This window comes from Streptomyces sp. SAS_272, assembly GCF_052543235.1.
Genome location: NZ_JBMNDR010000159.1, coordinates 1 through 9295, shown reverse-complemented (window position 1 = coordinate 9295; position 9295 = coordinate 1). Strand labels below are relative to the sequence as shown.

At 72.9% G+C, this 9295-nt stretch carries 5 protein-coding genes and 1 pseudogene; 4 read left to right on the top strand and 2 right to left on the bottom strand.

From position 1 onward, the window contains the following. The 4 genes and pseudogenes from ACN6LD_RS41285 to ACN6LD_RS41270 all read left to right on the top strand — a co-directional run. Nucleotides 1-500, top strand: a pseudogene (locus ACN6LD_RS41285) (dehypoxanthine futalosine cyclase); the annotation flags it as partial. Nucleotides 501-599: 99 nt separating this feature from the next. Continuing rightward, nucleotides 600-1589, top strand: coding sequence for an ATP-binding cassette domain-containing protein (locus tag ACN6LD_RS41280; RefSeq protein WP_319196744.1), 990 nt, complete (start codon nucleotides 600-602; stop codon nucleotides 1587-1589). Beyond that, entirely contained in the window at nucleotides 1589-2440 is an 852-nt protein-coding gene (locus ACN6LD_RS41275; RefSeq protein WP_319196746.1) for an ABC transporter permease, read from the top strand. The genes ACN6LD_RS41280 and ACN6LD_RS41275 overlap by 1 nt, the downstream gene beginning before the upstream one ends. A gap of 10 nt (nucleotides 2441-2450) precedes the next feature. Continuing rightward, complete coding sequence (locus ACN6LD_RS41270; protein WP_445045842.1) at nucleotides 2451-5054, top strand: AMP-binding protein; 2604 nt, start codon at nucleotides 2451-2453, stop codon at nucleotides 5052-5054. A gap of 498 nt (nucleotides 5055-5552) precedes the next feature. Here ACN6LD_RS41270 and ACN6LD_RS41265 read toward each other — a convergent pair whose 3' ends face one another. Beyond that, nucleotides 5553-6587 carry a ketoacyl-ACP synthase III family protein gene (locus ACN6LD_RS41265; protein WP_319196750.1) on the bottom strand — a complete coding sequence of 345 codons (1035 nt, stop codon included), beginning with the start codon at nucleotides 6585-6587 and terminating at the stop codon, nucleotides 5553-5555. Then, the coding region (locus ACN6LD_RS41260; protein ID WP_445045841.1) for a type I polyketide synthase at nucleotides 6577-9295 on the bottom strand (2719 nt) is incomplete at its 5' end. The genes ACN6LD_RS41260 and ACN6LD_RS41265, both read right to left, overlap by 11 nt.

The window sequence follows — 9295 nt, the reverse complement described above, 5'->3', positions numbered from 1 at the left end:
AGCACCTGCGGATGATCCGTGACGTGCAGGACCGCACGGGCGGCTTCCGCGCCTTCATCCCGTACACGTACCAGCCCGAGAACAACCACCTCAAGGGCCAGACGCAGGCCACGCAGTTCGAGTACCTGCGGATGATCGCGATCGCCCGCCTGTTCCTCGACAACGTGCGGCACATCCAGGGCTCCTGGCTGACGACGGGCAAGGAGATCGGCCAGCTCTCCCTGCACTACGGCGCCGACGACCTCGGCTCGATCATGCTGGAGGAGAACGTCGTCTCCTCGGCCGGCGCCAAGCACCGCTCCAACCTGCTCGAACTGATCCAGCTCATCCGGTCGGCCGACCGCGTCCCGGCCCAGCGCGTGACGACGTACGAGCACGTCGTGGTGCACGACGACCCGGCGAACGACCCGGTCGACGAGCGCGTCGTCTCCCACGTCTCGTCCACGGCCATCGAGGGCGGCACGGCCCACCCCGAGCTGAAACTCATCGCCGCAACCTGAGCCGCCGGGCCGGGTGTTCGGGGCGCGGGCATCCGGCCCGGGGAGCCCGCCCTCGTCGCTCACCCCTCCCCACCCCTGCACACGAGGACGGAGAACCCCATGGCGGGTGCCATTCACGCCACGGGTCTGGTCAAGACCTTCGGCGAGACCCGGGCCCTGGACGGAGTGGACCTTGACGTGCCGGAAGGCAGCGTACTGGGACTGCTCGGCCCCAACGGAGCGGGCAAGACCACGACGGTGCGCCTGCTCGCCACCCTGCTGCGGCCCGACGCGGGCACCGCCGTCGTGGCGGGCCACGACGTGGTCCGCCACCCTGACCGGGTCCGGCTGTGCATCGGCCTCTCGGGCCAGTTCGCCGCCGTCGACGACCGGCTCACGGGCCGGGAGAACCTACGGATGATCGGTGAGCTGTACGGGCTTCGCTCCCGGGCCGCCCGCGGGCGCGCGGACGAGCTGCTGGACCGGTTCGACCTGACCGGGGCCGCCGACCGGATGTCCAGCACGTACTCGGGCGGCATGCGGCGGCGCCTGGACCTGGCCTGCGCGCTCGTCGTGCGCCCTTCGGTGATGTTCCTCGACGAGCCGTCGACCGGCCTCGATCCGACCAGCCGGCTGATGCTGTGGGACGCCATCGAGGACCTCGTGTCGCAGGGCACCACCCTCCTGCTCACCACTCAGTACCTCGAGGAGGCCGACCGCCTTGCGCGGGACATCGCGGTCGTCGACCACGGACGGATCATCGCCCGTGGCACACCACGCGAGCTGAAGACGCAGGCGGGCGGTCAGCGGGTCGAGGCGGTCGTCTCCCGGCGCGAGCAACTCGACTCCGCGGCCGCCCTGCTGGCCCGGTACGGCACCCGCGCACCGGACGTCGACGGTCCCCGCAGCCTGGTCTCGGTTCCCGTCGACGGCGGGGTGCGGCTGGTGACCCAGGTGATCGCCGCACTGGACGACGCAGGCATCGAGGTCACCGACATCGGACTGCGCCGCCCCACTCTCGACGAGGTCTTCCTGGCCCTCACCGAGGTCGCCCCGCGGAACACAGCGCGCACGGCGGTCGGTGCCGGCGCGGCGAACGAGAAGGAGTGATGAACGTGTCGGCCACGGCATCGTCCGTACCCGGGCTGAGGCCCGGATCGGCCGCCAAAGCGCTGCGCGACGTACTCGTCGTGACGCGGCGCAACGTGATCCGGACGATCCGCATCCCCGAGGTGGTCATCCTCAGTCTGGTGCAGCCGATCGTCTTCGTGCTGCTCTTCGCCTACATCTTCGCCGGGTCGTTCAGCCTGCCCGGCGCCGCGAACGCCGCCGCCTACCGGGAGTACATGATGCCCGGGTTCTTCGCGCAGACCATCGCCTTCGCCACCGCCGGCAACAGCAGTGTCAGCATGGCCAACGACATGCAGAGCGGCATGGTCGACCGGTTCCGCTCCCTGCCGATGGCGCGCGGGGCGCTGCTCACCGGACGCACCCTGGCGGATCTCGTGCAGAACGCCATGGTGATGACGGTGATGGTGCTGTGCGCGCTGGTGGTCGGCTGGCGCATCCATCACGGGGCGCTGCGAGCCGCCGCCGCCTTCGCTCTGCTGCTGATGATGGGTTACGCGCTGTCGTGGGTGGGTGTCGTCATCGGCCTGTCGGTGCGCGCCCCGGAGGCGGCGGCCACCAGCAACTTCCTGTGGCTGTTCCCGCTGACGTTCCTCTCCAACGCGTTCGTGGCGCCCTCCACGCTCCCGACGGTGCTGCGCTGGGCCGCCGAGTGGAACCCGCTGAGCGCGACGGTGCAGGCGACCCGGCAGCTGTTCGGCAACCCTGGGCTCGCGGCCACGGGCGCCTGGCCCGCTCAGCATCCCGTGCTGGTGTCGTTGTCCTGGTCGGTGCTGATCGCGGTGGTGGCCCGGACGCTGGCGGTGCGCCGCTACCGTTCGGCCGGTACGTGAGGAGGAAGTCGTGACCGCGGACGCCACGTTCCAGGCGGAACTCATCCGCCCGGTGCACGAACTGCTCGCCGGCCACGCGGCCCGGCAGCCCGACCGGATCGCGTTCAAGGACGCCGCTCGTGCGGTGACCTGGGCCGAGCTGGACCGGCGTACCGCCCGGGCGGCCGGTCATCTGGTGGGCCTGGGCCTGGCGCGAGGCGCTTCGGCGGTGATCTGCCTGCCCGACCGGGTGGAGGCGGTGGAGAGCTGCCTCGCCGTCACCCGGGCGAGCGCCGTCGGCGTGCCGCTCGACCCGGAGTCGACCGACACCGAACTGGCCTACCTGCTGGACGACTGCGCGGCGAGGCTGGTCATCATCGGCGCGGCCCAGCTGCCCCGGCTGCGCCGCGTGCTGGCGGACCGGCCGGACGTCGTCGTGGTCCTCGTGGGACGGGACTCCGAGCCGGGGTTCGCGCAGGCGGCCGACGACGAACTGCCGCGCTGGGAGGAGCTGGCGTCGACGTGGTCGCTGCGCGATCCGCCCCGCGACGACCTGGGCCTGGACGAGCCGGCCTGGGTGCTCTACACCTCCGGGACGACCGGCCGGCCCCTCGGGGTCGTGTCCACGCAGCGGACGTCGCTGTGGACGACGGCCGCCTGCAGCGCACCGCTGCTGGGGCTGTCCCCTCAGGACCGGGTCGTGTGGCCGGTGCCGCTCTTGCACGCGGCGGCGCACACCGTGTGCGTGCTCGGTCTCGTGGCGGTCGGCGCCACGGTCTGCATCACGGACGGTCCGGCCGCCGACGAGGTGCTGCGCCGGGCCGTCGAAGAGGACGCCACCTTCCTGGTGGGTGTGCCGACGATGTACCGCGAGATGGTGGAGCTCGCCCGATCCGGCGCGGTCGGCGTTCCGCCGCTGAGGGTGTGCACGGTGGCGGACTCACCGTGTGCGCCGTCCCTGCACGAGGCGTTCCGTTCCGTGTTCGGCGTCGCGCTGCTGGACGGCTACGGCGCGACGGAGACCGGCGGCGCGATGACCACGCACCTGCCGCAGGGCCCGTACGTGCCCGGTTCGTGCGGTGTCCCGCTGCCGGGACTGACGCTGCGGCTCACGGACCCGCGCACCGGCGACGAGGTGGAGCGGGGCGCCGAAGGTGAGGTGTGGGTGTCCGGTCCGGCGCTGATGACCGGCTATCACCGGCGGCCGGAGGAAACCGCGAGGGTGCTTGCCGAAGGCTGGTACCGCACCGGTGACCTGGCCCGCCAGGACGCGGACGGATATCTGACGATCACCGGCCGGCTCGAGGAGCTGATCGTCCGGGGCGGGGAGCACATCCACCCGCGCGCGGTGGAACGGGCCCTCGTGCAGGCGCCCGGGGTCGCGGACGCCGCCGTCGCGGGCGTCGCCCACGGAACGCTCGGCGAGGTGCCGGTCGCCTACGTGGTGCCGACGGCCGGGGACCTCGACGTGGCGGCGGTGCTGACCGCCTGCCGGCAGAGGTTGTCCGCGTACCAGCTCCCGGAGGTGATCCACGAGGTCACCGAGGTTCCTCGCGATCCGGCCGGGGAGATCGCCCGCGGACGGTTGGCGGGGCTGCCGGCACGACCGCTGTGGCGACGGTCCCGGAAGCGGTCGCAGGAACCGCTCGGTTCTTCTGACGCCGTCGAGCTGGGACTGGACGACGCGGGCCATCCCCTGCTCTCGGCCGTGGTCGAACTGCCCGGGCGCGACGAACTGGTGTGCACGGGCCGGATCACCGCGACCGCCGGCGACCCGACGCTGCCGCAACGCGTGGACGGCAGAGCGGTGTTCGCCGGAGCGGCCCTGCTGGACCTGGTGCTGCACGCGGCGGGCCGCGTCGGCTGCGCCCGGGCGCCGGACGTGGCGGCGGACGAGCCGCTGGTGCTGCCGCGCGACGGCGGCGTGCAACTTCGGGTGACGGTCGGTGCGCCGGAGGCCGACGGGACAAGGCGGGTGACGGTGCACGGGCGGCGGGATCCACGCGGTGCGTCACGAAGACCGTGGACCCGGTACGCGACGGCGACGGTGGCGCCGGGCTCCCCCGCGGGAGCCGACATGGGCTTGTCCGAGTGGCCTCCGCAGGGCGCCCGCAGGGTCGTCGGGGACCGCGGCGCCGACCGGCCGGACGCCGCGCGGACGCCCCGCGCCGTGTGGCGGCGCGGCGACGAGGTCTTCGTCGAGGTGGCGCTGCCCGACTGGGTGACGGGCCAGGACCGCCACGCGCTCCATCCGGTGCTGTTGGACGCTGCGCTGGCCGGCGCTATACGCCCGGTCATAGAGGCGGCGCCGCAGGGCGCGAGGCCGGCGGCTGCGGTGCGCTGGCGAGACGTGTCCCTGTACGCCTCCGGCGCGTCCGCGCTGCGTGTGCGGCTTCTGCGGACGACGGACGGCTCCTGGGACCTGGAGGCGGCGGACGGCGCCGGGGACCCGGTGCTGACCGCGCGCTCGGTGACCTGCGCGCCCGTGCGGGGCGACGCCGTACGAGCCGCGTCGGCGGCACACCAGGACGCCCTGCTCGACCACTGCTGGGACCCGTACGAACTGCCGCGGTCGGGGGGCCCGCACCTGTGGGCGGCGGTCGGCCCCGACGCGCCGCGGGTCCGGGCGCCCTGACGTCGGCGGGCCGCAAGAGCGAAAGCCGTCCCGACCTGCCGTCCGTGCTGCGATCGGTCGACGAGGGAACGCCCGTCCCGCACGTCGCGGTCGCCTCCCCCTCGCCGCAGGTCCACGCGGACCCGGCAGACGCGGTGCGTGCCGCGAGCGGTGAAGCCCTCCTGCGGGTACGCCACCTCGCCCGACCCCCGGCCGGCGCGGACCCGGCTGGTCGTCGTGACCCGGGACGCGGTCGCGCCGACGGCGGCGCTGCCGCGGGACTCGGGGGCGACGTCGTACCCCGAACGGCACGCGACACAGCCGCCGGCCCCGCAGGACTGCGCCACCGGCCGGCGGCGCCGACCGCTGCCGAGCAGGAGGAGACCCTGCTCCGCCCGGTGACCGGCGGTTCGTACGGCGGCTTCGGGGCGGCGTCTGCGCCGACCGCGTTCCGTGCGGTCATACCTCTGCCACCGGCCGCCCTCGACGCATCGAGGACGCACGGTGGCAGAGGCGACGTCACAGCGCCCAGGTGGGAAGATCGACGAGGGTGACGACAGCGGCCGTGCACATCCAGCCCGGGCCCTGGGAGATCAGCAGCACGTGATCGCCGGGCGCCACCTCGCGCGTACGGACCAGATGCTCCAGGGTGATGAAGACGTCGGCGCCGCCCACATGCCCGATGCCCTTGCCGAAGTCCCACGTGGAGCGGTCCATGGGCAGACCGAGCGGCATCATGACCGAGTACTCGATCATCCGGCCGTCGATGTTGATCGGTACGACTTTGGCGATGTCGTCTGCGTTCAGGTCGGCGTCGACGAGTGCCCGGCGAATGACACCGAGATTGAAGAGAGTGAGCTTCTCCAGGGTCTCCGAGAGCGGGGTCTCGGTCTCGCTGTAGCGAGTGGCTCGTTCAGCCATGTCCCCGTCGCTTTCCCGGCCTTCGTCCGCCAGCAACGAGCCGTCGCCGCGGTGCCACCGTTCGAGCTCCGGCAGGATGCCCGCGCTCAGCGACCTGATCTGCGCGAAACCCTCGTCCGCGCTGATCAAGACCGCGGCGCCGCCGTCGGAGAGGAAGTACGCCTGGCCGATCCCCGTGTAACGGTCCGAGCCCGTGGCGGTGAAGTTCTCACCGGACGTGAGCAGCACGGTCTCCGCCTGAGCGGCCCCCGTCATCTGTCCGACCGCCACCTCCAGGGCCCCCAGCATGCCGTTGCAGCCCTGGCGCAGGTACAGCGACGAGACCGGGTCCACCTCCAGTTCGCGCAGGACGTATCCGGGTGCGTAGGACCCGGGCGGGCCCTGGTAGTAGACACCGCTGTGCACGTGGTGCGTGATGTCTCCCCGTTGCAGCTTCGACCGGTCCATGGCGACGCGCGCGGCGGAGATCGCGAGTTCCACGGCCGGGATGTCGTGCGCCAGATGAGTGCCGGTCAGCCCGTTCGCGTCCACGAGCTCCTGGCTGATGAGTCCCTGGGACACAGCCCGCCCGACGGGTTCGAACTCGTGCAGCGTGACACCGATCGAGTCGATGAACACATGGTCAATTCTCATCCGAGGGCCTTTCCGTTCCATGGAGGTGTGAGGGTGCCGAGGCGAGGATCCGCTCGATCAGGTGCTCCGCGAGGTCCACCGGGGTGTCGAACTCGAACGCCACCTTCGTGGGCAGCCTCAGCCCGGTCGCCTCGACGAGTGCCGTGCGCAGCTGCAGAGCGGTGAGCGAGTCGAATCCGAGGTTCTTCAGCCGGGCGTCCGCGGCGACGCTGTCCGATGCGGCATGGCCGAGGACGGCACTCGCCCGGTCCCGTACGAGGTCGGTCACCACCGTCTCCCGCTCCGCCTTGCTCATCGCCGCCAGCAGGTGTCGCAGGTCCGTCCGCTCCGCCGGGGTGGCCCGGGCCGTGCGGCGAGTGCCGACGGGCACGAGGGCCCGCAGGACGGACGCCACATCGCCGGTCTCCGCGTCGCCGGTCAGGCCGGCGAAGTCCAGCCGGGACGCGATCACGAGACCGCGCCCGGCCGCCCACGCCGCGTCGAAGAGCCCGAGACCCTGCTGCTCGACGAGCGGATGCGTGCCGCGCGGCGCCACCGGGCGCCGGTCCTTCCCGGACCGCCCCGGCAGGCTGCCCGCCCCGGACCACGGACCCCATGCGATCGAGGTGGCGGCGACGTTCCGGGACCGCAAGTGGTGGGCGAACGCGTCCAGGAAGGTGTTCGCGGCGGCGTGGTCGGCCTGTCCCGGACCGCCCAGGATGCCGGTGATCGAGGAGAACAGCACGAACTGCCGTATCCCTGTCTCGCGAACCAGTTCGTGCAGGTTCACGACGGCGTCCACCTTGGGGCGCAGCACCTTGCTCAGGCGCTCCGCCGTCAGAGACGGGAGACTCACCTCGTCCGCCGCGCCGGCCGTGTGCACCACGGCGCCGATCCGCCGGTCCTTGAGCAGGGCGGCCAGGGCCTCGTGGTCCGCCATGTCGCAGGCAGCCACCTGAACCCGGGCCCCCAGCTGCGTCAGTTCGGCTTCCAGGACCGCCGCGTGCGGCGCGTCCGGACCTTGACGGCTCGTCAGCAGCAGATCCCGCACACCGTGCTCGGCCACCAGGTGGCGGGCGACGGCCGAGCCCAGCATGCCCGTCCCGCCGGTGACCAGCACCGTACCGTCCGGGCCGACGTCCAGTCTCGGCAGAGCGCTGCCCGGCACGAGGCGGGCCAACCGCGGGACCCGCGTCGTCCGCCCGCGCAGCGCCCACTGCGGTTCCGTGGAGGCCGCCACGCGGTCCAGGGCGCGCCAGGTGGGCTTGGCAAGGTCGGTGTCCACGAGCACGAACCGGTCCGGGTAGTCCGTCTGCGCGCTGCGGATCAGTCCCCAGACGCCGGCTCCCGCGAGGTCGAGCGGTGACGTGTCGTCGGGCCCGGCCACCGCGGGGACCGCGCCACTGGTGAGGAACACCAGCCGGGAGCGGTCGAAGGCCGGTGTGCTCACCCACGCACGGGCGATCTCCAGGGCACGGGCCGTGGTGGCGTGGACGGCGTCCGCCAGTTCCCGCCCGGCCGGCTCGCCGTACTGCTCCAGGAAGGGGACCACGACGACGTCGGGGACATGTCGGCCCCCCTCCACGGCGGCTGCCAGCGCCGTCAGGTCCGGATACGTCTCCGTGTAGCGTCCCGCGGTCATCAGCGAGGACCGCATGCGCACACGGTCCTCGCCCACGATGGCCCATGTGCCGTCGGAGTCGGCGGTGTTCGCCCGCGTGTCCACGACGGTCCACTCGATGCCGAACAGACTGTCCTGCTGCGCCACGTCCGCGGCCCTGAGCTCCTCACGCACGACGGGTGCGAGCCGCAGGGCCGGGACCGAGAGGACAGGGGATCCGGTGGCGTCGGCAGCGGCGAGCGACACCGAGCCGTCCGGTCCCGGGGAGAGCCGGGCGCGCAGGACGGAGGCGCCGGACGCGTGCAGCGAGACCTCTCCCCAGGCCTGTACCCGCCAGGACGCGTCAGCCTCGGGCGCGACGCCCGTCATGCCCGCCAGGCTGAGCAGAGCCTGTGCCAGCGCCGGGTGGAGTCCGAACCGCCGTGCCTCCTCACGCAGCGCGTCCGGTACGCGGATGTCCGCGAACACCTCGCCGTCCCGTCGCCACACGGTCTGCACGGCGGAGTGCAGCGTGCGGTGATCCAGGCGCAGTTCGGGTTCGGGCACCGGGAGGGCGTCTGCGGGCGGCCAGGCCTCGAGATCCCAGTCCGGCTCGGCCGCCGCTGCGACCAGTTCACCCGTCGCGTGGCAGGTCCAGGGCAGCCCCAGGACGTCGTCGCCGCGCCGGGAGTGCACGGAGACCGTGCGTACGCCGGGCTCCCCACCCCCGCCGACCGTGACGCGGACCTGAACGGCGCCGGACCCCGGCAGCACGAACGGCGCCTGCGCGGTCAGGGTGCGCAGCCGGCTCCTGCCCAGCTGCGCGCCGGCCGAGAGCGCCAACTCCGCGGCGAGCCAGTCCAGTTCTCGCTCCCCGCGCTCGGTGTGCTCTTCCGCCGACCACGCGGGCTTGCCCGCCGAAAGCCGGCCGGTGAACACCACGGTCTCGGTGCCGGGCAGTTCCACGGCCGCACCCAGCAAGGGATGCGGGGTGGGAACCGCGCCCAGGCCGGACGCGCCTCGCGAGGTCCCTGTCGGTGTGTGGAGCCAGTGGTGGGTGCCTTGGAAGGGGTAGGTGGGCAGGTCGGGGTGGACGGGCTCGGAGGCCGGGTGGAGGGTGACGCCTTGT

Bases quoted from the DNA above. Each gene is read 5' to 3' on its own strand.
- ACN6LD_RS41280 (WP_319196744.1), top strand. From the start codon at position 600: ATGGCGGGTGCCATTCACGCCACGGGTCTGGTCAAGACCTTCGGCGAG.
- ACN6LD_RS41275 (WP_319196746.1), top strand. From the start codon at position 1,589: ATGAACGTGTCGGCCACGGCATCGTCCGTACCCGGGCTGAGGCCCGGA.
- ACN6LD_RS41265 (WP_319196750.1), bottom strand. From the start codon at position 6,587: ATGAGAATTGACCATGTGTTCATCGACTCGATCGGTGTCACGCTGCAC.